Source organism: Amycolatopsis lurida (assembly GCF_900105055.1).
GTDB lineage: Bacteria > Actinomycetota > Actinomycetes > Mycobacteriales > Pseudonocardiaceae > Amycolatopsis > Amycolatopsis lurida.
In genome coordinates, this window is record NZ_FNTA01000004.1 from 1,548,607 (window position 1) to 1,570,991 (window position 22,385).

The 22,385-nt window shown below is 70.3% G+C and carries 21 protein-coding genes; 10 read left to right on the top strand and 11 right to left on the bottom strand.

Annotated features, from left to right (window positions below):
* The first annotated feature begins 76 nt into the window (after positions 1-76).
* Genes BLW75_RS12410 through BLW75_RS12420 form a run of 3 tightly spaced genes read left to right on the top strand, consistent with a single transcriptional unit; the run spans position 77 to position 4,953 of the window.
* Complete coding sequence (locus BLW75_RS12410; RefSeq protein ID WP_034312084.1) at positions 77-1,156, top strand: AAA family ATPase; 1,080 nt, start codon at positions 77-79, stop codon at positions 1,154-1,156.
* An 18-nt stretch (positions 1,157-1,174) separates the two neighbouring features.
* Positions 1,175-2,449, top strand: coding sequence for a DUF58 domain-containing protein (locus BLW75_RS12415; protein ID WP_034312086.1), 1,275 nt, complete (start codon positions 1,175-1,177; stop codon positions 2,447-2,449).
* On the top strand, positions 2,446-4,953 hold the full coding sequence (locus BLW75_RS12420) for a transglutaminase TgpA family protein (protein WP_034312088.1): 2,508 nt from the start codon (positions 2,446-2,448) through the stop codon (positions 4,951-4,953). Before BLW75_RS12415 ends, BLW75_RS12420 begins: the two co-directional genes overlap by 4 nt.
* 306 nt (positions 4,954-5,259) lie before the next feature.
* On the opposite strand, the gene BLW75_RS12425 is transcribed toward BLW75_RS12420, so the two are convergent.
* The 3 genes from BLW75_RS12425 to BLW75_RS12435 all read right to left on the bottom strand — a co-directional run bounded on the left by BLW75_RS12425 (position 5,260) and on the right by BLW75_RS12435 (position 7,928).
* Positions 5,260-5,673, bottom strand: a complete 414-nt coding sequence (locus BLW75_RS12425; protein WP_034312091.1) for a DUF3040 domain-containing protein — start codon at positions 5,671-5,673, stop codon at positions 5,260-5,262.
* A gap of 197 nt (positions 5,674-5,870) precedes the next feature.
* On the bottom strand, positions 5,871-7,088 hold the full coding sequence (gene dinB, locus BLW75_RS12430) for a DNA polymerase IV (protein WP_034312092.1): 1,218 nt from the start codon (positions 7,086-7,088) through the stop codon (positions 5,871-5,873).
* Positions 7,089-7,196: 108 nt separating this feature from the next.
* Positions 7,197-7,928, bottom strand: coding sequence for a methyltransferase domain-containing protein (locus BLW75_RS12435; protein ID WP_034312095.1), 732 nt, complete (start codon positions 7,926-7,928; stop codon positions 7,197-7,199).
* A 109-nt stretch (positions 7,929-8,037) separates the two neighbouring features.
* Between BLW75_RS12435 and BLW75_RS12440 the strand changes: the two genes are divergently transcribed.
* The 5 genes from BLW75_RS12440 (at position 8,038) to BLW75_RS12460 (ending at position 13,012) form a co-directional block, all read left to right on the top strand.
* Entirely contained in the window at positions 8,038-8,895 is an 858-nt protein-coding gene (locus BLW75_RS12440) for a ParA family protein (protein WP_034312098.1), read from the top strand.
* Between the two features lie 6 nt (positions 8,896-8,901).
* Positions 8,902-9,705, top strand: a complete 804-nt coding sequence (locus BLW75_RS12445; protein WP_034312101.1) for a DNA-formamidopyrimidine glycosylase family protein — start codon at positions 8,902-8,904, stop codon at positions 9,703-9,705.
* A 126-nt stretch (positions 9,706-9,831) separates the two neighbouring features.
* Positions 9,832-10,881: an adenosine deaminase gene (gene add, locus BLW75_RS12450; protein WP_034312103.1), complete on the top strand. Its 1,050-nt coding sequence runs from the start codon at positions 9,832-9,834 to the stop codon at positions 10,879-10,881.
* Positions 10,882-11,217: 336 nt separating this feature from the next.
* Positions 11,218-11,781, top strand: a complete 564-nt coding sequence (locus BLW75_RS12455) for a GNAT family N-acetyltransferase (RefSeq protein ID WP_034312105.1) — start codon at positions 11,218-11,220, stop codon at positions 11,779-11,781.
* 181 nt (positions 11,782-11,962) lie between these two features.
* Complete coding sequence (locus BLW75_RS12460; RefSeq protein WP_034312107.1) at positions 11,963-13,012, top strand: quinone-dependent dihydroorotate dehydrogenase; 1,050 nt, start codon at positions 11,963-11,965, stop codon at positions 13,010-13,012.
* Here BLW75_RS12460 and BLW75_RS12465 read toward each other — a convergent pair.
* From BLW75_RS12465 to BLW75_RS12480, 4 genes are all read right to left on the bottom strand, one after another.
* Positions 12,972-14,606, bottom strand: a complete 1,635-nt coding sequence (locus BLW75_RS12465; RefSeq protein ID WP_034312110.1) for an amidase family protein — start codon at positions 14,604-14,606, stop codon at positions 12,972-12,974. The genes BLW75_RS12460 and BLW75_RS12465 overlap by 41 nt on opposite strands.
* 322 nt (positions 14,607-14,928) lie before the next feature.
* Positions 14,929-15,915: a phage shock envelope stress response protein PspM gene (gene pspM / locus BLW75_RS12470; RefSeq protein ID WP_034312113.1), complete on the bottom strand. Its 987-nt coding sequence runs from the start codon at positions 15,913-15,915 to the stop codon at positions 14,929-14,931.
* Between the two features lie 73 nt (positions 15,916-15,988).
* The gene (locus BLW75_RS12475) at positions 15,989-16,834 is read right to left on the bottom strand and encodes a PspA/IM30 family protein (protein ID WP_034312115.1); all 846 of its coding nucleotides are present in this window, start codon (positions 16,832-16,834) and stop codon (positions 15,989-15,991) included.
* A 194-nt stretch (positions 16,835-17,028) separates the two neighbouring features.
* Positions 17,029-17,910, bottom strand: coding sequence for an RNA polymerase sigma-70 factor (locus BLW75_RS12480; protein WP_034312117.1), 882 nt, complete (start codon positions 17,908-17,910; stop codon positions 17,029-17,031).
* A gap of 170 nt (positions 17,911-18,080) precedes the next feature.
* Between BLW75_RS12480 and BLW75_RS12485 the strand changes: the two genes are divergently transcribed.
* On the top strand, positions 18,081-18,557 hold the full coding sequence (locus BLW75_RS12485; protein ID WP_034312120.1) for a carboxymuconolactone decarboxylase family protein: 477 nt from the start codon (positions 18,081-18,083) through the stop codon (positions 18,555-18,557).
* Between the two features lie 52 nt (positions 18,558-18,609).
* On the opposite strand, the gene BLW75_RS12490 is transcribed toward BLW75_RS12485, so the two are convergent.
* From BLW75_RS12490 to rimO, 4 genes are all read right to left on the bottom strand, one after another.
* Complete coding sequence (locus BLW75_RS12490; RefSeq protein ID WP_034312122.1) at positions 18,610-19,053, bottom strand: helix-turn-helix domain-containing protein; 444 nt, start codon at positions 19,051-19,053, stop codon at positions 18,610-18,612.
* 101 nt (positions 19,054-19,154) lie between these two features.
* Positions 19,155-19,616: a CinA family protein gene (locus tag BLW75_RS12495; protein ID WP_034312124.1), complete on the bottom strand. Its 462-nt coding sequence runs from the start codon at positions 19,614-19,616 to the stop codon at positions 19,155-19,157.
* 51 nt (positions 19,617-19,667) lie between these two features.
* Entirely contained in the window at positions 19,668-20,309 is a 642-nt protein-coding gene (gene pgsA / locus BLW75_RS12500; RefSeq protein ID WP_034312127.1) for a CDP-diacylglycerol--glycerol-3-phosphate 3-phosphatidyltransferase, read from the bottom strand.
* Positions 20,306-21,754: a 30S ribosomal protein S12 methylthiotransferase RimO gene (rimO, locus tag BLW75_RS12505; protein ID WP_034312129.1), complete on the bottom strand. Its 1,449-nt coding sequence runs from the start codon at positions 21,752-21,754 to the stop codon at positions 20,306-20,308. Before rimO ends, pgsA begins: the two co-directional genes overlap by 4 nt.
* An 88-nt stretch (positions 21,755-21,842) precedes the next feature.
* Here rimO and BLW75_RS12510 point away from each other — a divergent pair, with 88 nt between their 5' ends.
* Complete coding sequence (locus BLW75_RS12510) at positions 21,843-22,370, top strand: amino-acid N-acetyltransferase (protein ID WP_034312131.1); 528 nt, start codon at positions 21,843-21,845, stop codon at positions 22,368-22,370.
* The last annotated feature ends 15 nt before the right edge of the window (positions 22,371-22,385 follow it).

The window sequence follows — 22,385 nt, forward strand, 5'->3', positions numbered from 1 at the left end:
GACCGCTGCCCGGGGGACCGAAACGGTCCGGCAGAGGACCCAGCGGGAATCCAGCCACGTGGCATCAGGAGGTCGAGTGACGTCGAGAATCCAGTCTGCGACGCCCGGCGAACACCAGGGCGAGCAGGCAACCGGGCAAGCGCCGTACCCCACGGGCGCCGGCTCGGTCAGCGGTCGGCAGAACGGCCGTGAAGGCAGAGCGTCGCTGGACGAACTGCACGAGACCGCGCGGCGGATCGCCGCTAACGTGGAGCGGGTACTGGTCGGCAAACCCGACGTCATCCGCATCGCGCTCGTGACCCTGCTCGCCGAAGGCCACCTTCTCGTCGAAGACGTCCCCGGGGTCGGCAAGACCTCGCTGGCGAAGGCGCTGGCCCGCTCGATCGACTGCACCGTCAGCCGGATCCAGTTCACCCCCGACCTGTTGCCCAGCGACGTCACCGGGGTGTCCATCTACAACCGGCAGAGCGGCGAGTTCGAGTTCCGCCCCGGCCCGGTGTTCGCGAACATCGTGGTCGGCGACGAGATCAACCGCGCCTCGCCGAAGACGCAGTCGGCCCTGCTCGAATGCATGGAAGAGCACCAGGTCACCGTCGACACCTCGACCTACCACCTCGAAGAGCCGTTCATGGTGATCGCCACCCAGAACCCCATCGAGATGGAGGGCACCTACGCGCTGCCCGAGGCCCAGCGGGACCGGTTCACCGCGCGGGTGTCCATCGGCTACCCCGACCAGCAGGCCGAGCTGGCCATGGTCGACGAGCACGCCGGGCACAACCCCCTGGCCGATCTCGAGCCCGTGTCCGACCGCGAGTCGGTGCAGCGGCTGATCGAGACGGTGCGGTCGGTGCACATGTCGCCCGAGATCCGCCGGTACGCCGTCGACCTGGTGGCCGCTACCCGTCAGGTTCCGGAGATCCGTCTCGGCGCCTCGCCGCGGGCGACCCTGCAGCTGGTCCGCGCGGCCCGCGCGCAGGCCGCGCTCTCGGGCCGTGAGTTCGTCGTCCCGGACGACCTGCACACGGTCGCGGTCCCGGTGCTGGCGCACCGCATGGTGCTCACCACCGAGGCGCACGCCGCCCGCCGGTCGGCCACCGACGTGGTCCGCGCGATCCTGCACCGCGTCCCGGTCCCGCAGGGCTCGAACCACCGCTGACAGACGAGGAATAGCGCCATGCTGCGTGCTCTGTCCGGCCTGACCACACGCGGCCGCTGCCTCCTCGCCGCCGGTGTGGCCGCGGCGGCTTGCTCGTTCGTGCTCAACGAACGGGATCTGCTGCGGGTCGCGGTGTTCGTCGTCGCCCTGCCGCTCCTGGTCGCCTTCTTCATCTCGGCGACCCGGCTGCGGCTGGGCGCGGCCCGCTCGCTGCGCCCGGAACGGGTCGCGGTCGGTTCGCCGGGCGAGGTCCAGCTCGAACTCTGGCGCGACGGCAGGCTCCCGGCGGGCGAGGTCCTGCTCGAAGACGGCGTGCCGTACGCGCTGGGTTCGCGGCCGCGGTTCGTCGTCGAACGCCTTCCCCACGACCGCCGGGTCGCGCTGCGCTACCCGCTGCAGCCGGTGCTGCGCGGGGTCCAGCAGGTCGGTCCGCTGCGGGCGACGATCACCGACCCGTTCGGGCTGTGCGAGTTCGAACGGGAGCTGATCGGGCATTCCCGGCTGGTCGTCGTGCCGAAGGTGGTCGGCCTGTGGGGGCTGCCCAGCGGCGCCGGGATCGGTGCCGGCGACGACGGCAGCATCCGCCTGCACGCCGGACAGGGCGAATCGGACGTGATCGTCCGGCAGTACCGGCAGGGCGACGACCTGCGGAAGGTCCACTGGCGTTCGACCGCCCGCCGCGACGAGATCATGGTCCGCGTCGAGGAGCGGCCGTGGCGCGGCGGCACCACGGTGCTGCTGGACCACCGCGCGGCGGCGCACCACGGCACCGGCCCCGCGGCGAGCCTCGAATGGGCCGTCTCGTTCGCCGCTTCCGTGTCGCTGCACCTGCGCCGCTCCGGCCACCGGGTCCGGCTGATCACCGAACACGGCCAGACCCTGGCCGACACCCCCGGCGAGGGAGGCGAGCACTACGACAACGTCGTGCTCGACGTCCTCGCCGCGCTCCAGCCCGCGCACCAGCGCGACATCACCCTTGGCCACGACCCGGCCGAGGGACAGGAACTCATCGCGGTGCTCGGCACCGTCAGCAACGAATCCGTGCACGAGCTGTCCCGGTACCGCCCGCGCGGGATCCGGAGCCTCGCCGTGCTGCTCGACACCCCCGGCTGGTCCTCCGGCGTCAACCGGCCCGAAAACCGTGCCGCCGCCACCGAAGAATCGGTGGCGCTGCTGCGGGCCGCGGGCTGGGGCGTCGTCGTCGCCGGCCCCGGCTCGCCCATGCCGCAGGTCTGGGCCGAGCTCTGCCAGACGGCCACCCGCCGGGGCACGCTGATCGGAGGCGGCCTGTGACCGCGACCGCGCCACCCCGGCCGCACACCCCCCAACCTCGGCCGTCCGCGCCGCCCCCGGTCTGGACGAGCAGTGTCCTCGCGCCGGTCGCCGCCGGGCTCGCCACACTGTTCGCCTCGACCTCGCTCACCGGTGTGGTCTCCGGCTGGGCGTGGTTCGGCTACCTGCTGGTCGCCGTCGTGCTGATCGCCTCGACCGGGCTCGCCCTGCGCTCGCTGCGCGCGCCGACCATCGTCGTCGGCTTGGCGCAGCTGCTGGTGTTGCTGTTGCTGATCACCGGGGCGTTCACCACCAGCGGGATCCTGAAGATCTTCCCCGGCCCGGACGCGTTCGGGGAACTTCGCGGCGTCCTCGCCGCGGCGGCCGAGCAGATCCGCGTCGGCCTCCCGCCGATCGAGGGCACCCCGCCGATCCTCTGCCTGATCACGATCGCGATCGGCCTGGTCGCGGTCCTGGTCGACACGCTGGCCGTGGCCGCCGCCGCGCCCGCCGCGACCGGCCTGGTCCTGCTGTGCGTGTACGCCGTCCCAGCCGCGCTGGCCGAGGACATGCTGCCGTGGTGGACGTTCCTGCTCGGCGCGGCCGCGTTCGCCGCCCTGCTCGCCGTCGACGGCAACCACCGGCATCGCCGCTGGCGCAACCGGGACGCGCCAGGACTGGGCAACTCGGCGAGCACGTTGTCGGCCCCCGTCGGCGTGGTGGCCGCCGCGATCGCGATGGGCCTGGTGATCGGCGCGGCCGTCACCGGGGTCGGCACGGTCGGCAGCCTTCCGGGCGGGACCGGTTCGGGCCGCGGCGGCGCCGGCGGCTTCGGTGTCGAGCCGTTCACGCAGCTGCGCGGCCTGCTCGACCAGGGCGAGAACGTGGAGCTGTTCAAGGTCTACGGCATGGGCGCGGACAAACGGCTGCTGCGCGCGTTCACCCTCGACACGTACACGCCGAACAAGGGCTGGGGGCTCGCACAGAACGGCCGCGCCCAGCAGGGTGTGCAGGCCAACAAGGGCCTTCCGCCCGCTCCGGGCGACGACGGCTCCGGTCCCGCGCGGGAGATCCGGATCGAACCGACGAACTGGGTCGACAACTGGCTGCCGATCTACGGCGTGCCGCGGTCGCTCAACGGGCTGGCCGACAACTGGCTGTACGACCCCGTCGGCAGCGCCGTGTTCACCACGACCAAGCAGAACGCGCCCGCCTACACCGAGACCGCGTCCATCCAGAATCCGTCGAAGGACGAGCTCCGGCTCGACGACGCGCGCCTGGCCGAGGTGCCGCAGCAGTTCACCCAGGTCGACCGCGTCGATCCCCGCGTGGTCGCGAAGGCCAAGCAGCTGACGGAAAACGAGACCAACAACTTCGACAAGGCGCAGGCGCTCTGGTCTTTCTTCACCGCGCAGAACGGTTTCGTTTACGACACCAAGACCGCCGACGCCACCGACTCCGACGCGCTCGCCGCCTTCATCCTGAACGGCAAACGCGGGTTCTGCGAGCAGTACGCGTCCGCGATGGCCGTGATGCTCCGGTCGGTCGGCATCCCGGCACGGGTCGCCATCGGCTTCACTTCCGGGACCCCGAAGGGCGACTACCTCTCGATCACCTCGGAGGACGCGCACGCGTGGGTCGAGGTCTACTTCCAGACGAAGGGCTGGGTCAGCTTCGACCCGACCCCGCTGCTCGACGGCCGCGCGGTCGTTCCGCCGTACCTGCAGAACGACACCAGCAGCTCGACGACCAACGACACCCAGGAAGTGCCGAGCGCACCCGCGTCGAGCGCCCCCGCCACCGGCACTCCCCGCGAGCCCGGCGCCGACCTCGGCGCGGACGGCGGCACGGGCCAGCAGGAGGAAGAGCCACTGTGGCCCGCGATCCTCGCAGGGATCCTCGGTGGGCTGGCCGCCGCGCTGACCGTGGTGATGATCGTGCGGTCGCGCTTGCGGTACCGGGCGCTGATGCGGTCGTCCTCGTCCCCGGAATCGCCCGCATCGGAACACCTGTTCCTGGACAACCAGAACGTGGCGAACTGGCTGCCGCTGATCGTGATCGGGCTGTGGGTGGCGGCGTTGGCGTTCCTGGCGGCGTGGGTGTCGTGGTGGTTCGCGCTGGCGCTCGTGATCGTCCTGGGCGGGCTCGGCACGCCGACGACGATCCGGGAGATCAAGCGACGGCTGCGGCTGCAGAAGATCGCGTCCCGCTCCCCCGCCGCGGCCGACGCGGCGTGGCGCGAACTGATGGACGAATGCGCGGACCGCGGCCTGCCGCTCTCTGACGGCGACACGGTGCGCGTGGCGGGCCGGAAGGTCGTCGAGAAGCACCGGCTGGACGAGGAGGGCCGCACCGGCCTGCGGACGGTCATCGGTGTCGTGGAACGGTCCTGGTACTCGGATCAGCCCGCGGACGACCAGACGCTGGGCCCGGCCTTCGACGAGGTTCGCAAGAGCCTGAAGCGGAACGCGCCGATGTCGTGGAAGGGCCGCCTGTTCCCGCGCTCCCTGCGGCGAGGCAAGTAGCACCTGTGTGCGAAGGGCTTCACGGACAGCTCTGGCCTGGAGATGGTGTCGCGAAAGTAGCTTTCGCGGCCCCTCGGCCAACCCGGCACCCAGCGGGCCTTGGGCGAGCGAGAAACACCGGTACGGAGTGAGGCCAGGTGGTCGTGAGTGTTAAGTGTCGTTCTAACGACACTTAACACTCACGACCACCCAGACCCACTCCGTACCGGCGCCGTCGCACTTCCGGCAGGGCGAACGCACCGAGGCACGACAACGCGAACATGCCGGCAGGGCAAGGCCCTGCCGGCATGTTCGCGTGTGTGGGAGCTACTGCTCCTCGAAGCGCTGGCGGAAGCGCTCTTCCATGCGCTGGGTGAACGAGCTTCGGCGCGGGGACGCCTTGCCGCCACCTCCGCCGGCCCCCGGGCCACCGCTGTCCTTGCCGCCTTCCGGTTCGGCTCCTTGCCGAATCGATGTGACGGCCATCATGACTCCGAAGAACATCACGAGGAACCCGAGCACGCTGATCACGGGGATCTGGGCGACCCGGATGTTGACCACCACGCCGAGCACCAACAGTGCGACGCCCACTACGAACAGGGCGATGCCCTGCAAACGCCGTCGGCGGGCGGGGCGGCGCAACCGGGTGCCTCGCACCGTGGATGCGAACTTGGGGTCCTCGGCATAGAGCTCGCGCTCGATCTGATCGAGCAGCCGCTGCTCATGCTCGGAGAGTGGCATCTTTCCTCCTCCGGCACAGCTGTCGCGGGCGCCGGGCCGCGCAACGTCATGGACCCAACAGACAACCCCAGGCGGGGTGTCTCTGTCCAGGATACGAGCCCCGCGCTCGTCCGACTACCCGATCCCGTATCCAGAAGGGATCGAATTGGGCGAAACCACCCGGCTCGGCTCTCTCGAAGACGGTCGAGCAGGTGATGTCACTGGTCACGAGGGGTCAACAGTGACGCGGGCCGCACCGCGGCGGCGCCGAACTTCGACCTCGCGACGTCGGCGGCGACTTCCGCATCCCGCCAACGGGGTTCGGGTGTTGCGAAAAGGAGCTGCTCTCCATCACTCTCCGTGTCCAAACCCTCGACTCTTACCCCGATCAGGCGGACTGCGCCCGTCGGCGCGTGCTCGGTGAGGAGTTCGACGGCGGTGCGGTGGATGTCGCGGGCCACATCCACTCCGACGGCGGTTGTCCTGGCGCGGGTGATCGTCTTGAAGTCCGCGAACCGCACCTTGATCGACACCGTCCGCCCGCGCAGCCCGCGGCGGCGCAAGGTGGCGGCGACGCGTTCCGACAGCCGGAGCAGCTCCAGCCCGAGCGCCGAGCGGTCGTGGAGATCCACGTCGAAGGTCACTTCGGCACCGATCGACTTGTCCGGCGACTCCGGGACCACCTTGCGCTCGTCGTGCCCGTTCGCGAGCGCGTACAGATGCTCCCCCAGCGCCCGCCCGAGCGACCGCCTCAGCCTGGACAGCGGAGCGGCCGCGACGTCGGCGACGGTGTCGAGGCCCTGCTGCCGCAGTTGCTCCTCGGTGCGCTTGCCGACACCCCACAGCGCCGACACGGGCAACGGACGCAGGAACGCGAGCGTCTCGGCCGCGGGCACGACGACCATGCCGTCCGGTTTCGCCATCCCGGACGCCAGCTTGGCGACGAACTTGACCTTCGCGACGCCGACCGAGCAGCTGATCCCGAAGTCGGCGGCCACCCGCTCCCGGATCCAGGCACCGAGCCGGGCGGGCGAGGAGTCCAGCCGCTTGAGCGCCCCGCTGACGTCCAGGAACGCCTCGTCCAGGCTCAACGGCTCCACCAGTGGCGTCAGCTCGCGAAAGACCCCCATGACGCCCTTGGACACCTCGCCGTAGAGCCCCGGCGTCGGCGTGATGCAGATCAGCTGGGGGCAGAGCCGCTTGGCGGTCGAGAACGGCATGGCCGACCGGACGCCGAACTCGCGCGCCGCGTAGCTCGCCGCCGCGACGACCGACCTCGGCCCGCCACCGGACACGACCACCGGCTTGCCCGCGAGCTCCGGGCGGGTGCGCAGCTCGCAGGACACGAAGAAGGCGTCCATGTCGACGTGCAGCAGGCCGCAGCCGGTGTCGTCCGGCCAGGTGGTGGCCCCGGTCGTCACGCGGTAGCGGGCCATCCCGCCGGGCAGTTCAGCGTTTCGTCCCACGGGCAGACGCTAGCCCGGACCACCGACAGTCTCGTGAGTGGTAAGGACGGTTCTAACCGTCCTTACCACTCACGAGGGTCAGGGGCGGTGGGCCAGGACGTGCAGCCTGCTGGAGATGTCCCGCAGCGGCGGAACCGACGCCGCCGCCAGCTCGAACTCGGCCAGGTCCTCTTCCCGCACCCCACCGGGCACGAAGTCCGCCACGACACCGTCGCCCTGCAGTGACGTCACCTCGAGCCCGACCGCGATCAGCTGGGCGCGAAGGCCCTCCGCGTCGAAGCGCCGCAGCACGGTCTCGCGGCCGCCGCCGAGGACGCCGCTCTCGGCCGCGAGGAGTTCCCGCGCCTCGCCGAGCCGCCCGGCCAGCGCGCGCTGCAGGATCGCCGCGTGCCGGTTCGCCACCAGCACCGAGACCGCTCCGCCGGGTTTGACGGCGGCGGCCAGCGCGGTGAGCACGAGCGCCGGGTCGTCGACGACTTCGAGCAGCCCGTGCGCGAGCACTAGGTCGGCCGAGCCCGCCGCGACGTGGGCGCCGAGCGCGTCGGAGTCGTCGGCGATCACCGTGATGCTGCCGGAGACGCCCTCTTCCTCGGCGCGGCGGCGCAGGGTCGCCAGCGCGTTGGGGTTCGGTTCGACCACGGTCACCAGGCAACCCGCCGAGGCCAGCGGCACCGCCCAGCCGCCGCTGCCGCCGCCGACGTCGACGACGTGCGGCTGTTGTGCGCCTCGCGCCCGTGCGGACCGGAGTTCTGCTTCGAGAACCCGGCGAACCGCCCCCGATCCCCGCGTGGCCACGGTGTCCGTCTTCATAAACGCACAGGGTAATGCCCGCCTTCCGGGCGCCGCCGGGTGTAGTCCGATGCGGTGTTCGACACCTTGCCAAGGAGCCACCCCGCCGACTGCCCGTAGGCTGTATCGAGTGCACACGGTCGCTGTTCTCAGCCTGAAGGGTGGCGTCGGTAAAACGACGGTCGCCCTCGGTGTCGCGTCCGCCGCGCTGCGTAGGGGCGCCCGGACTCTCGTGGCCGACCTCGACCCGCAAGGCAACGCCACCACCTCGCTGGACCCGCCCTTCACCGATCGCACGCTGGCCGACGTCCTGGAGACGCCGGTGCGCTCGGTGCTCGAACGCGCGATCGCGCCCAGCGTGTGGAGCGACCAGATCGACGTCCTCGTCGGCGCCGAAGAGCTGGAGATGCTCAACGAACCGGACGCCGACAACCGCCGTTTGGAGAACCTCTCCCGCGCGCTCGACGAGCTGCACACGAATCCGCTGCGCGAAGAACCCTACGAACTGGTGATCCTCGACTGCCCGCCGTCGCTCGGCAGGCTGACCCGCTCCGCGCTGGTGGCCGCGGACAGTGCCCTGATCGTCACCGAGCCCACGATGTACGCCGTCTCCGGTGCGCGCCGCGCGCTCGACGCGATCGAGAAGATCCGCGAAGAGCAGAACCCGGGGCTGCGGCCGATCGGCGTCGTGGTCAACAAGCTCCGCGTGCGCTCCTACGAGCATCAGTTCCGCGTGGCCGAGCTGCGGGAGAACTTCGGCCCGCTGGTGATGCCGACGGCCATCCCGGACCGGCTCGCGGTGCAGCAGGCACAGGGCGCGTGCAGCCCGATCCACGAGTGGCACTCCCCCGGCGCGCAGGAGATCGCGCTCACCTTCAACATGGTGCTGGCGAAGGTCCTGCGTTCGAGCCGGGCCGGACGGCATCGCGTCCGTGGCGAAGAAGAGCCCGAAGCACCCGCCAAGCTGAGCGACACCGGCACGGGCTGACGTCCGATGCCCGAAGGCGACACCGTCTTCCTCGCCGGCAAGGTCCTCGACAAGGCACTGGCCGGGAAGACCCTGCTGCGAGGCGAGTTCAGGGTCCCTCAGCTGGCCACGACGGATCTCGCCGGACGTGACGTGCTCGGCGTCGGCACGGTCGGCAAGCACCTGCTGACCCGTCTCTCCGGCGATCTCACCCTCCACAGCCATCTGCGCATGGACGGCAAGTGGGACGTCTACCGGGCGGGCGCGCGCTGGCGGCATCCGGCGCATCAGGCGCGGGTCATCCTGGCCACCGAAGATCTGCAGGCGATCGGCTTCCGCGTGCACGACCTGGAACTCGTGCCCACGGACGAAGAACACCGCCTGGTCGGACACCTCGGCCCCGATCTGCTCGATCCACAATGGACGGACGAAACCGCGGAACGCGCGGCGGCGGCGCTGGCCGCGGACCCGGATCGCGAACTGGGCGACGCCCTGCTGGATCAGCGGATCATGGCGGGCATCGGGAACATGTACAAGGTCGAGATGTGCTTCCTGCTCGGCGTCACACCATGGACACCGGTGTCCGAAGTGGACCCGGCGAAGGTCGTCGCGCTCGGCCGCAAACTGCTGAAGACCAACGCCTGGCACACCTCGCAGACCACCACCGGTGATCTGCGCCGCGGCCGTGAACACTGGGTCTACGAACGGACCAAACAGGGCTGTTTCCGCTGTGGCGGACGGCTCAAGGTCGCTCCCCAGGGTGCCGGACACCAGGCGAGGCCGACGTGGTTCTGCCCGAAATGCCAGTCCGGGCCCGCCCCGAACGGCTAAGCTGGCGTCGTGACGCTGTTCAAGCTCCCGCTCTACGGGGCCGACACCGAACGCGGCGACCTCGCTCCCTGAGCCGCCCGTTCCCTCCGCACGTCACCTTTGTCTTCTCTCTCAGGGAGCTTTGTCATGCCCGGAATCCTCACGGGCACGGCGCTGCGCGCGTTCGTGCACGCCCTGCCCAAGGTCGAACTCCACGTCCACCTCGTCGGTTCGGCGAGCCTGCCCACGGTGCTGGAACTGGCCCGCCGCCGCCCGTCCGCAGGTGTGCCGACGGAACCGGCGGCGCTCGCCGGGTTCTTCACCTTTCGCGATTTCCCGCATTTCCTCCGCAACTACCTCGCGGTGACGTCGCTGGTGCGCGACGCCCGCGACATCCACACCCTCGTCACCGGACTGGCGGCGGATCTGGCCGCGCAGAACGCGCGCTACGCGGAAGTGACCGTGACGCCGTACAACCATGTCCTCGACGGGATGTCGACCGACGATCTCCTCACCGGTCTCGCGACCGGGCGGGCGGCGGCACGGGCGGACCACGGAGTGGAACTGGCCTGGTGCTTCGACATTCCCGGCGAGAAAGGGGTCGTCGCCGGCCGGGAGACGGTGGTGTTCGCGCTCCGCGAACGCCCCGAAGGCCTGGTGTCCTTCGGGCTCGGCGGCCCCGAGGTCGGCGTCGGCCGCGCGCAGTTCGCCCCCTTCTTCACCGCGGCCAGGGAGGCGGGGTTGCACAGCGTCCCGCACGCGGGTGAGACCACCGGCCCCGCCACCGTCTGGTCGGCGGTGCACGATCTCGGCGCCGAGCGGATCGGGCACGGCATCGGCGCGCACACCGATCCGGCGCTCCTGGAATACCTTGCCGTGCAGCGGATCCCGCTGGAGGTCTGCCCCACGTCGAACGTGCGGACCGGGCAGTGCGCTTCGATCGCGGCGCATCCCGTGCGACGGCTGCTGGATCACGGCGTGCTGGTGACGCTCAACACCGACGACCCGCCGATGTTCGGCGCGACCCTCGACGGCGAGTACGTGGCGGTGGCCGAGACCCTGAGCCTGACGGCGGCCGAAATCGCCCTGTTCGCGAAGAATGCCGTGGACGCCTCTTTTCTGCCGTCGGCGGACAAGACCGTCCTGAGGACGGAGATCGAAGAAATCTTGTTGCCGGACCCCGAACTCCTCGCATAGCGTGGCGGTACACGAGAGAGGAGGTGGTCCAAAGTTGTATTCCAACAGGACTCGTGAGGTGGCTGTCCGCTAGCGGACCCCACGCGTAGGACTTCAGAGCAGCGATACAACGCAAGTTGGAGCCACCTTCGGCTCGTCGTCTCTGCTTCGCGTGATGCCTGATAGCGAATACCAGGCAGTCACCGGGCCCCCGAGGTTCCCGAGCACCGGTCCGGCTCGGGCCCGGCCGCCGATTCCGGCGTCCGGGAGCCGCCTCGGGGGTACCCCTATTTCCGAGGTGTGCCGTCCACCGCGATTCCGCCCCAAGAACCTCGCCGACTCCGATAGCCTGACGCCATGCTGAGGCCCGATTTCCCGATCATCACCCAGCGGCTGACCCTCCGCGCCTTCACGCCGGCGGATCTCGACGAACTCAACTCCTTCCAGTCCCGCGCCGACGTCGCCCGCTACCTCTACTGGGGGCCGCGCAGCCGGGCCGAATCCGCCGCCGCGCTCGCCAAACGGGTGCACAGCAGCACCTTGTCGAAGGAAGGCCAGTTCCTCGCGGTGGCCGCGGAACTGACCGAGACCGGGCAGCTCATCGGCGACCTGAACCTCGAATACCTCAGCAGTGAGCGTCGCCAGGGCGAGATCGGGTTCGTCTTCCATCCCGACCACCACGGGAAGGGGCTCGCCGCCGAGGCGGCCGTCGAGGTGCTGCGGCTCGGGTTCGAGGACCTCGGCCTGCACCGGATCATCGGCCGCTGCGACGGGCGCAACACCTCCTCCGCCGCGCTGATGGAACGCCTCGGCATGAAGAAGGAAGCCCATCTGCGGCAGAACGAGATCGTGAAGGGCGAGTGGTGTGACGAACTCGTCTTCGCGATGCTCGAAGACGAGTGGAAGGCGAGCCGCACGTGATCGAAGCCGGAACTCGCGGCCTCCGTCGTGGTACGCCTCCAAGCACGTGAGTTCCGCTTCCCAGCACGCGTGATCCGCCTTCAGGCACCCGTGACACGTCCGTCTCGGCCCGGAGGACGTCGCCACGGGCTTAAGGCAAGCGGGATCATTCGGCACGTCGGCCACCAGGCATGATGGGGCCGTGCTCTTCGACAAGATCGTCCGCCCCGCTCTCTACCGGGTCTCCGGCAGCGACCCCGAAACCGTGCACGAACGCACCATCGGCACGCTCGCCAGGCTGAGCCGCGTCTCTCCCGCCCTCGCCGCGCTCGGCCGCGTCTACCGGACGGACGATCCGGTCACCTTCCTCGGGCTCCGCTTCCCGAACCGGGTCGGCCTCGCCGCCGGGATGGACAAGAACGGCCGCGCCCTGCACGCCTGGCCCGCGCTCGGCTTCGGTTTCGTCGAGGTCGGCACGGTCACCCGGCATCCGCAGCCGGGCAACGACAAACCGCGGCTGTTCACCCTCGCCGAGACCGACGCGGTGATCAACCGGATGGGCTTCAACAACGAAGGCGCGGAGGCGCTCGCCGCCCGCCTCGCCGCGACCGGGAAACCTCCCGTGCCGCTCGGCGTCAGCATCGGCAAATCCAAGGTGACCCCGCTCGACGAGGCCGTCGAGGACTACCGGTTCTCACTGCGGGCCCTGTACCCGTACGCCGACTACTTCGCGATCAACGTCAGTTCCCCGAACACGCCGGGGCTGCGGGCCCTGCAGGACAAGTCCGCGCTGGCCGAGCTGCTCGCCGAGCTGCGGAAGACCTCGGCCGAACTCGCCGGCGACGCGAAGCCGACTCCGGTGCTGGTGAAGGTCGCCCCCGACCTCACCGACGAAGCACTCGCGGAACTGCTGGAGGTCTGCCTCGAACACGGTGTCGCCGGGCTGATCGCGACCAACACGACGCTGTCGCGCGAAGGGATCGCCCCGCCGGAGGCCGCCGTCGGCGAGCAGGCGGGCGGCTTGTCCGGCCGCCCGCTCACCGCGCGCTCGGTCGAGGTGGTGCGGTTCGTGCACGACGAGACCGGCGGCAAGCTGCCGATCATCGGCGTCGGCGGGATCTTCGACGCCGGTGCCGCCGCCCGGATGCTCGACGCCGGCGCCGGCCTGATCCAGCTCTACACCGGTTTCGCCCTGCACGGTCCCGGCCTGGTCAAGCGGGTCGCCCGAGGTCTCGCGGCCCGGCCGTACTGACGAACCTCAGGTAGGCACGCCAGCACTGGTATCTCGTCAGCTCCGTCGCCGTCGCCGCGGCGGCCTGGTCGCACAGGACCGCCAGCGGCGTTTCCCCGTTCTCCAGCCGGATCCGGCCCAGGACGAACGGGGCGGGCAGGGTGGCCGCGAAGGCACCGAGCGCGGCGGGCGAGAGCCTCCAGCGTTCACCCGAAAGCATCGTGTGCTCGCCCGTGGCGCTCACCGGCACCACCCCCGGCTGGGGCGGATCGGTGGGCAGCAACAGCATCCGGTAGCCCTCGCCGGTCCGGACCAGGCCGGTGAACCGGGCCCCGGCGGCGACCAGGCTTCCGTTCAACGGCTGCCCGCGCAGCTGCGCGCCGAACACGACGAGATCCGCACCCGGTGCGGGATAAGGGAAATCAGCCTGTTCGTCGGTGAGCACGGCGGCGAGGTCGATGGCGACCTGGTCGTCGAACGGCCGCACCACCACGGAAACCCCGTACGGCCCCAGATCCGATGGCGACGACGGCACCGTGACCGCGGCGAGGTCGAGCAGGTTGACGAACGCCGTGAACCGCTCCAGCCGTTTCGCGACACCGTCCGGATCGGACAACGCCTCGGCGACCGAGGGATGATCCGCGACCGTCGGGAGCACGAGGGCGTCGTACTCCGACAGCATCCGGAGCGCGAGCATCCCGGCCTCGGCGACGCGCTGCCTGTCGGCGGTGAAGCCGTCGTCGTGGATCAACCCGCCCACCGTCAGCAGTGCCGACACCTCCACCGTCTCCACCCGGGCACCGGACGCCCGCAGCGCCGAAACCGCGCCGAGGAAGGCGGACCGGGATTGCAGTGAAAGACCGGTCAGCGTGTCGGAGCCCGGGATCGCCACCCTCGGCCGGTCACCCGCGGCCAGCCGGACGTCCGGGGGCCAGTCGCGGGCGAGCGGGTCGATCCCGTCCGGACCGGTCATCAGTCCCAGTGCGCGCTGCCCCAGGGTGAGGCTGCGGGCGAACAGGGCGATCCCGGCGCACGGCGCGGCGCCGGTCTTCGGGACGAGGCCCAGCGTCGGCTTCACTCCGACGATCCCGTTGAGGGAAGCGGGAATCCGGCCCGCTCCGGCCGTGTCCGTGCCGACCGCCAGGTCCACGAGGCCGAGCGCGACGGCGACGGCCGCGCCGCTGCTCGCGCTCCCGGAGACCCGCTCGGTGTTCAGCGCGGCGCTCACGGCGCCGTACGGGCTATGGGTGTGTTCGAGGTCGCCGCCGAACCGGTCGCAGTTGGTCTTGCCGATCACGACCGCGCCGGCCGCGGTCAGCCGGGACACGGCGGTGGCGCCGGCACAGCAGACGTCCTCCCCCGCCGTCGGAAGGCCGGCGACGTCGATGACGTCGGCGACCGCCACCAGCGTCCCCGCGAGCGGCAGGTCCGCGCCCGCGCGAAGACGTTCGTCCACCGCCTTCGCGTCCACGAGGGCGTCTTCCACCGGGCGGAGGGTGATCCAGACGTCGGGCCGGTCGACCTCGGCGATCCGGTCGTAGGCGGCTATGACGCGCTGATAGGAACTGGGAGGAGGAGCGGGGACAGGTTCTGGTTCCGGGGGGAGCGTCGTCACTGGGCGTCCTTTCCTCGGTGGGGACGAGAAAGACCACTGCGCGAGATCCACTGTGTCCGGTCCGCCACCCTGGGACGCCCGCTCACGCGGGCTGGGTTCAGGCCCGAGCTGGGAAGAGCACTGCGTGCATAGGAGAAACGTTAAGCATCGCGGGTCGCCGTCACCAGCGGATTCGGGTCACGCGAGCGTTTCGGTATCACACAGTGAGGATGTCGTTACGCAATGGAGTATTAGCGACGACGAATGAGACGATGGTCCAGGAAAGCGCCTGCTCAGAGCCTACCCGTTTCCGTAACTCGCGTGATCCGAGGCGTATCTCGCGTCAGGACAGCTCGCGCAGCGCCATGGCCAGTCCGGCGAGCTTGTCGGTCGCGTCGGACAGTTGCTCCTTGGAGGACGTCATGCCGTCCGAACTCGCGGCGACGGTGTGCCCGGCGGCCGCGACGAGACCGCCGTAGCCGTCGAGACCGTCGTCGAGCTGCTCGCGCAGCTGTTTGACGGCGGCGTCGAGGGCGCCGCGTTCCCGCTCGGGCGCGGCGTCGCGTCCACGTTCGATGGCCTGGATCCGGCCCGCCAGCCCACGCAGGGCCTGCGCCGCCTCGGCGGCGGTGGTGCGCGCGTCCGCGACGGCGATCTCCGAGACCGGCATGGTGCCGAGTGACGTCGGCTGCGAAAGCTGGCGAAGCAGCTCCGCCAGCGAAGCCTCGCTCTCGGCGAGACGCTCCATCGGCTCCCGCGCGACGGACCGTGCCGGAGGCAGCGGCGGCGGAGCGGCGGGCGCGGCGGGCAGCACGGTGCGGTTCAGCGTCCGCAGCCGCAGCCCCGACTTGACCCCGAAGGTGCCGAAGATGATGGCGAACGCGCCGCCCGCGATGGCCTGGAGGACGTCGGCCTGGCCGTCCTTCAACAGGCCGGTGCCCGCGACGACGGCGAACAGTCCGCAAAGGAAGGTGAGGAGGATCCAGAACGTCAGCGCGCGAGACGTCCGGCGCTTGCGTCGCTCCAGTTTGGCGGCGGGTTCGTTCCAGCGCGCCCATTTGGCCTTCGCGTCGGCGACGACCGGGATCTGGCCCGCGGCCATCGACGTCAGCTGCTGAGAGATCTTCGGCATGGCCGGCATCGGCGGCATCTGCGGGCGCGGCTTGGGCGGCGCCGGCCGAGCGGGCCGCGAAGATCCCTGCTGCTCGGAGGGCGGGATGTAGCGCTGCAGCTTCTCCTGCGCGCGCTGGGCGTAGTCGGGCAGCTTTTCGATGTGCTTCTCAAGCTTGGCGGTGAACTCCCCGAAGTCCTTGCGCCTGCCCTGGCCCATTGCCCTCTCCCCTGTCTTCGGGTGAGACCGGTCCCGCACCCGCGTGGGTGCGGGACCGGCTCTAGGTGGTGTGTCAGGCGGGGTTCTTGCCCTGTTCGGCCTGAACCCGTGCCTGGATCTCACGCTGGATGTCCGCGGAGCTCGCCGCCTTCGCCGGTGCGGCGGCGGTCTTGCCGTCGGTCACCTGAGCGACGGAGTCGCCCTTCATGGACGCGCGGATCTGCTCCAGCCGCGAGTGCCCCGCGAGCTGCGTCGTGGAGGCCTGGACCTCCATCATCCGGCCCTGGACGGAGTTCTGTGCGAGTTCGGCCGAGCCCAGCGCGGTGGTGTAGCGCTTCTCGATCTTGTCGCGAACGTCTTCCAGTGACGGGGTGTTGCCCGGCGCGGCCAGCTGGCTCATCTGGTTCAGCGAAGCGGAGACCTGCTCCTGCATCTTCGCCTGCTCCAGCTGCGAGAGCAGCTTGGTGCGCTCGGCCAGCTTCTGCTGCAGCATGGTCGCGTTGCGCTCGACGGCCTTCTTCGCCTGCTCCGCAGCCTGAAGCGACTGGTCGTGCAGGGTCTTGAGGTCCTCGATGCTCTGCTCGGCGGTGACGAGCTGCGCGGCGAAGCTCTCCGCCGCGTTCTCGAACTCGGTCGCCTTCTGCTCGTCGCCCTTGGCACGCGCCTCGTCGGCGAGCACCAGCGCCTGGCGGGTCGAAGCCTGCAGCTTCTCCACGTCGCCGAGCTGGCGGTTCAGCTTCATCTCCAGCTGACGCTGGTTACCGATCACCGAGGCGGCCTGCTGGGTCAGCGCCTGGTGGTTGCGCTGCGCCTCCTCGATGGCCTGCTGGATCTGTACCTTCGGGTCGGCGTGCTCGTCGATCTTCGACGAGAACGCCGCCATCATGTACTTCCAGAACTTCACGAACGGGTTGGCCATCTCCTCCGCCTGCCTTCTCGCATCCCACGGGCTGTTACCTCGAGGTGGGGCGTCCCCTCTGTGATGTTGCAACGTCCCGACCCCGGCGTTGAGTTCCATCGTGTCAGGTCGGCGTCCCGCGTTCCAGGCGACCCCGACGGAATTCAGGGATCCCCCTGACTGTGATGTCCACGACGTTTCGGGTTGACCCTCCGTCAGCGGCGCAGTGCGGTCTCCTCGTCCATGCGTGACAGCTTCTCGGGATTGCGCACGGCGTAGAGCCCGGTGATGAGCCCGTTCTCCACTCGCAGCGCGACGACGGTGTCGACCTCGTCGCCGAGCCGGAGGATCAGCGCGGGATGGCCGTTGACCTGAGCGGTCCGCATCGTCGCCCTGTCGTCGCGGACCGGACGGCTCGCCGCCAGCAGCGGCGCGACCAGCGCGGCACCGACCACGGGCTCCAGCACGGCTTGCACGACTCCGCCGCCGTCGCCGAGGAAGACGACGTCCGGAGCGAGGACGTCGAGCAGTCCTTGCAGGTCACCCGTCCGGACCGCGCGATGGAACGCGTCGAGCACGTCCTTGGTCTCGCCGGGCGACGCGGCACCACGCGGCCTCCGCGCGGCGACGTGCGCCCGCGCCCGGTGGGCGATCTGATGGACCGCGGCCGGGGTCTTGCCGACGGCTTCGGCGATCTCGCCGTAGGCGACGTCGAACACCTCCCGCAGCACGAACACCGCGCGTTCGGTCGGCGTGAGGGTCTCGAGCACCAGCAGCATGGCCATCGAGACGCTGTCGGCCAGTTCGACGTCGTCGGCCACGTCAGGGCTGGTCAACAGGGGTTCGGGCAGCCACGGGCCGACGTAGGACTCCTTGCGGCGGCCGAGCGTGCGCAGCCTCCCGAGCGCCTGCCGGGTGGCGATGCGGACCAGGTACGCCCGCGGGTTCTCCACGGTGCCGAGGTCGACCCCGGACCAGCGCAGCCACGTCTCCTGCAGGACGTCTTCGGCGTCGGCGGCCGAGCCGAGCATCTCGTAGGCGACCGTGAACAGCAGATTCCGGTGGGCGACGAACGCCTCAGTGGCGGTGTCGGACATGGACGGCTCCTGTTCTCGGCGACGGTGTCCCCACCAGACGCCGCGACCCTTCGATTTCTGACACGTCGAGGCCGTGGCGCACGTCACGTTCCGGTGCTGTCAGCGAGCCAGGGTCACCGGCATCTGGTGGTCGTCCGGTTCAGCACACGACCACGAAAGAGGACGAGATCATGGATTCCCGTTTCGATCTGAACGGCAACGAGCTCGGCGCCAAGCTCGGCAAGCGTTTCGCCAATGTCAGTGTGGCCATCAAGGGATCGGCCCTGCCGAAGGTCACTCAGGAGCTGGTGTCCCTGCGGGCCAGCCAGCTCAACGGCTGCGGATTCTGCGTGGACGCCCACGCCAAGGACCTGGCTGCCGCCGGCGAACCCGCCGTCCGCGTCAACCTGGTCGCCGCCTGGCGCGAGTCCACGGTGTTCACCGAGGCCGAGCAGGCCGCGCTGGCCCTCGCCGAGGAAGGCAGCAGGCTCGCCGACGCGCATCAGGGTGTCTCCGACGAGACCTGGGACCTGGTGCGGAAACACTACGACGACGACCAGATCGCCGCGCTGATCTACCTGGTCGCGATGATCAACGCCGCCAACCGGCTGCTCGTCATCACGCGCACCAAGGGCGGCTCCTACCAGGCGGGCACGTTCGACAACTGACGGCAAAAGCCCCAGGCGGACTGCCTGGGGCCTTCTGCCGTTCACAGCGTCGCTAGGCGGCGACCATCTTCGGTGCGGAGATCGTCGTCCGCAGTGCGGGGCTCATCCGCGGCGGCGAGATCCGCAGGTCGGCCAGGTCGTTGCCGATCAGCTCGGACACCAGGCGGCCACCTTCGAGGCCCGCTTCGGCGCCTTCCCGCTCCGGAGCGCGCCGCTTGCCCGCTTCGACCTTCTCGTCCACCGGGGCGACCTCGACGTTGTCCATCGCCGAGACGTCCGCCGCGACCTTGTGCAGGAGCTCGCCCAGCGGAAGGTCCAGGGCCTCGCAAATGGACGCCAGCAGCTCGCTGGACGCCTCCTTCTGCCCGCGCTCGACCTCGGACAGGTAACCGAGGCTCACCCTGGCGGCGCGGGAGATGTCCCGCAGCGTTCGACGCTGGTTCGTGCGGGCGTGTCGGAGCCGGTCGCCGATCGCCTCGCGCAACAGCACGGTCATCACGCGCCTCCCTTCCAGGACTGACTACCCCCTACGTTACCCAGAGCGGTGCCCTGGGCGCAGGTGTTGACACGGCAATACGCCAAGGGCGAACGCGGCGATCATGCGAGATGTTCCCCCAGCAGGGCGAACGCGCCCGAGACCGCACCGGCCCTGACCGAGGCTCGATCACCGGGCAAGTCCAGTGTGCGGACGGTGAGGACCCCTGGCCCCGCGAGGCCGACGTGGACGGTGCCCGGCTCGACGCCGTCCTGCCCGTCCGGGCCCGCGACACCGGTCAGGCCGAGCCCCCAGGTGGCGCCGCACCGGTTCTTCGCGCCGGTGGCCAACTGCGCCGCGACCTCGGGATGCACGGCACCATGCGCGGCGAGGAGGCCTCCGTCGACCCCGGCCAGCTTCGCCTTGAGGTCGGTGGCGTAGACCACCAGTCCACCCCGGACGGCGGCACTCGATCCCGGGACCTCGGTCAACGTCGCGCAGACCAGTCCGGCGGTCAGCGACTCGGCCGTCGCCACCGTTTCCCCACGCTCGATCAGGTGAGTGATCAAGGTCTCAGGTTCCATCCATGCCCCCGCCGCCACCCTCAGCGGACGCGCTGCGCGCGGCTGTGCCTGTCATAAGCCCGCGGCCCGCCTTCCGGCGGCGCGCAGCCGGACCGCGCGAACGACGTAGTCGAGCCCGGTCACGACGGTCAGCACGAGCGCGAGCCCCATCAGCACCCAGCGCACCGGCTCGGCGGACGCGGGCAGGGGCAGCAGATACGCGGTGATGGCGGCGATCTGCGCGAGCGTCTTGGCCTTGCCGCCCCGGCTGGCCGGGATGACACCGTGCCGGATCACCCAGAACCGCAGCAGCGTCACGCCGATCTCGCGGATCGCGATGACGATGGTGACCCACCAGCCCAGCTCGCCGAGCACGCTCAGCCCGATCAGCGCGGCGCCGATCAGTGCCTTGTCCGCGATCGGGTCGGCGATCTTGCCGAAGTCGGTGATCAGCCCGTATTTGCGCGCGACCCAGCCGTCGACCTGGTCGGTGAACGACGCGATCGCGAACAGCGCGGTGGCGATCGCGCGCCAGAAGGTGTCCGCCCCGTCGCCGGTGAACAGCGCCAGCACGAACAGCGGCACCAGCACCAGCCGCGACATCGTGAGCAGGTTCGCCAGGTTCAGTGTCGGGACCGGGGTGGCCTCGGGGACCCTGGCGTGCTCACCGCCCGTCCCCTCACCGGCCCCGGCGTCGCTCGGGGCGGCATTCACCGGTCGGCCTCGGGCGGCGCGGGCCGCACGATCAGGTCGACGCCCTCGGAGTCGACGACCTCGCAGCGCACGAAGTCACCCACCGCCAGCGGCGGCAGGTCTTCGGTCTCGATCAGGACGCATTCGCCGTCGACCTCGGGGGCCTGGTGCGCGGCGCGGCCGATCGGGTCCTCGCCGTCCTCGGCCTGCTCGATCAGGACGTCGACGAAGTCGCCGATCCGGTCCTCGGCACGCTGCGACGTCAGCTCCTCGACCAGCGCGGAGATCCGCGCGACCCGCTCGGCCACCACGGACTCGTCGAGTTTGCCGTCGAAGGTCTCGGCCTCGGTGCCGTCCTCGTCCGAGTACCCGAAGACGCCCACCGCGTCCAGCCGCGCGCCGGTCAGGAAGCGCTCCAGCTCGGCGAGGTCCTCTTCGGTCTCGCCGGGGAAGCCGACGATGACGTTGGTGCGGATGCCGGCGTTGGGCGAGTGCTCCCGGATCTGGTCGCACAGCGCGAGGAAGGAGTCCGTGGACCCGAAGCGGCGCATGCGGCGCAGCACGGTCTCGCTGGAGTGCTGGAAGGAGAGGTCGAAGTAGTCGGCGACGCCCGGAGTGGTCGCGATGGCCTTGACCAGGCCGGGACGGGTCTCGGCGGGCTGCAGGTACGAGACGCGGACGCGTTCGATCCCCGGCACCGCGGCCAGGCGCGGAACCAGCAGCTCCAGCGCGCGGGCGCCGTCACGGCCGAAGTCCTTGCCGTAGGAGGTGGAGTTCTCCGAGACGAGGAAGACCTCCTTGACACCGTTCTCCGCGAGCCACATCGCCTCGGCGACGATCTCGTCCGGCTGCCGGGACACGAAGGACCCGCGGAACGACGGGATCGCGCAGAACGAGCAGCGGCGGTCACAACCGGAGGCGATCTTCAGCGCGGCCACCGGGGAGGTGTCGAGCCTCGTCCGCAGCACGCGCGGGCCCCAGCCGTGCTGCGCGTGCCCCGGCACCTCGACCGACTCGGCGGCCGTCGGCCGCTGGACCGGGCTGATCGGCAGCAGCTTGCGGCGATCGGACGGGGTGTGGGACTCGACCTTGCGGCCGGCCACGACGTCGTCGAGACGCTCGGCGAGGTCCGCGTAGTGGTCGAAACCCAGGACCGCGTCGGCCTCGGGCAGGCTCTCGGCCAGCTCGTTGCCGTAGCGCTCGGCCATGCAGCCGACGGCGACGACCTTCTTGCCGGTGTCGGACGCCGCGAGCAGCGTGTCGACCGAGTCCTTCTTGGCGGACTCGACGAAGCCGCAGGTGTTGACGACCACGACGTCGGAGTCCTCGGGCTCGGCGGCGAGCTCCCAGCCGCCCGCCGCCAGCCGTCCGGCGAGTTCCTCGGAATCGACCTCGTTGCGGGCGCAACCGAGGGTCAACAAGGAAACGCGACGGGTGGCGACAGGATCAGTGGTGGGAGAAGGCACGTGCCTTAGGGTAGCTGGCCTGCTCGCGGGGTCGGCGATCGCTCGCTCGGGCGAGCCCTCGACCGGCCGGGGCGCCGGGGATGGCTTAATGGTGGACGTGCCCTCAGACCCCCTCCTTCACCGCCGCCCCACCGTCCGCCGGGCGCGGATCGCGGACGTCCGCAAGATCAAGGCGCTGGTCGACTCCGACGCCGGGACGGTGCTGCTGGAGAAGGAACTCGTCACCCTCTACGAGAGCGTCCAGGAGTTCTGGGTGGTCGAAGACGGCGACGACGTGCTCGGCTGCGGCGCGCTGCACGTGCTGTGGGAGGACATCGCCGAACTGCGCACCATCGCCGTCGACAAGGACTCCCGTGGTCGCGGTATCGGGCACGCGCTGGTGGGGCAGCTGATCGACTTCGCCCGCGAGATCGGACTGAAGCGGCTGTTCGTGCTGACCTTCGAGACCCACTTCTTCGCCGGTCACGGGTTCGTCGAGATCGACGGGACCCCGGTGACCCAGGAGGTGTACGAGGAGATGCGGCGTTCGGCCGACCCGGGTGTCGCGGAGTTCCTCGACCTGCCGTACGTGAAGCCCAACACCTTGGGCAACAGCCGGATGCTGCTGGAGTTGTAGCCGAAGGGCGCTTTC

Bases quoted from the DNA above. Each gene is read 5' to 3' on its own strand.
- BLW75_RS12415 (WP_034312086.1), top strand. From the start codon at position 1,175: ATGCTGCGTGCTCTGTCCGGCCTGACCACACGCGGCCGCTGCCTCCTC.
- BLW75_RS12425 (WP_034312091.1), bottom strand. From the start codon at position 5,673: ATGCCACTCTCCGAGCATGAGCAGCGGCTGCTCGATCAGATCGAGCGC.
- dinB (WP_034312092.1), bottom strand. From the start codon at position 7,088: ATGGCCCGCTACCGCGTGACGACCGGGGCCACCACCTGGCCGGACGAC.
- BLW75_RS12435 (WP_034312095.1), bottom strand. From the start codon at position 7,928: ATGAAGACGGACACCGTGGCCACGCGGGGATCGGGGGCGGTTCGCCGG.
- BLW75_RS12445 (WP_034312101.1), top strand. From the start codon at position 8,902: ATGCCCGAAGGCGACACCGTCTTCCTCGCCGGCAAGGTCCTCGACAAG.
- add (WP_034312103.1), top strand. From the start codon at position 9,832: ATGCCCGGAATCCTCACGGGCACGGCGCTGCGCGCGTTCGTGCACGCC.
- BLW75_RS12455 (WP_034312105.1), top strand. From the start codon at position 11,218: ATGCTGAGGCCCGATTTCCCGATCATCACCCAGCGGCTGACCCTCCGC.
- pspM (WP_034312113.1), bottom strand. From the start codon at position 15,915: ATGGGCCAGGGCAGGCGCAAGGACTTCGGGGAGTTCACCGCCAAGCTT.
- BLW75_RS12475 (WP_034312115.1), bottom strand. From the start codon at position 16,834: ATGGCCAACCCGTTCGTGAAGTTCTGGAAGTACATGATGGCGGCGTTC.
- BLW75_RS12480 (WP_034312117.1), bottom strand. From the start codon at position 17,910: ATGTCCGACACCGCCACTGAGGCGTTCGTCGCCCACCGGAATCTGCTG.
- BLW75_RS12485 (WP_034312120.1), top strand. From the start codon at position 18,081: ATGGATTCCCGTTTCGATCTGAACGGCAACGAGCTCGGCGCCAAGCTC.
- BLW75_RS12490 (WP_034312122.1), bottom strand. From the start codon at position 19,053: ATGACCGTGCTGTTGCGCGAGGCGATCGGCGACCGGCTCCGACACGCC.
- BLW75_RS12495 (WP_034312124.1), bottom strand. From the start codon at position 19,616: ATGGAACCTGAGACCTTGATCACTCACCTGATCGAGCGTGGGGAAACG.
- BLW75_RS12510 (WP_034312131.1), top strand. From the start codon at position 21,843: ATGGTGGACGTGCCCTCAGACCCCCTCCTTCACCGCCGCCCCACCGTC.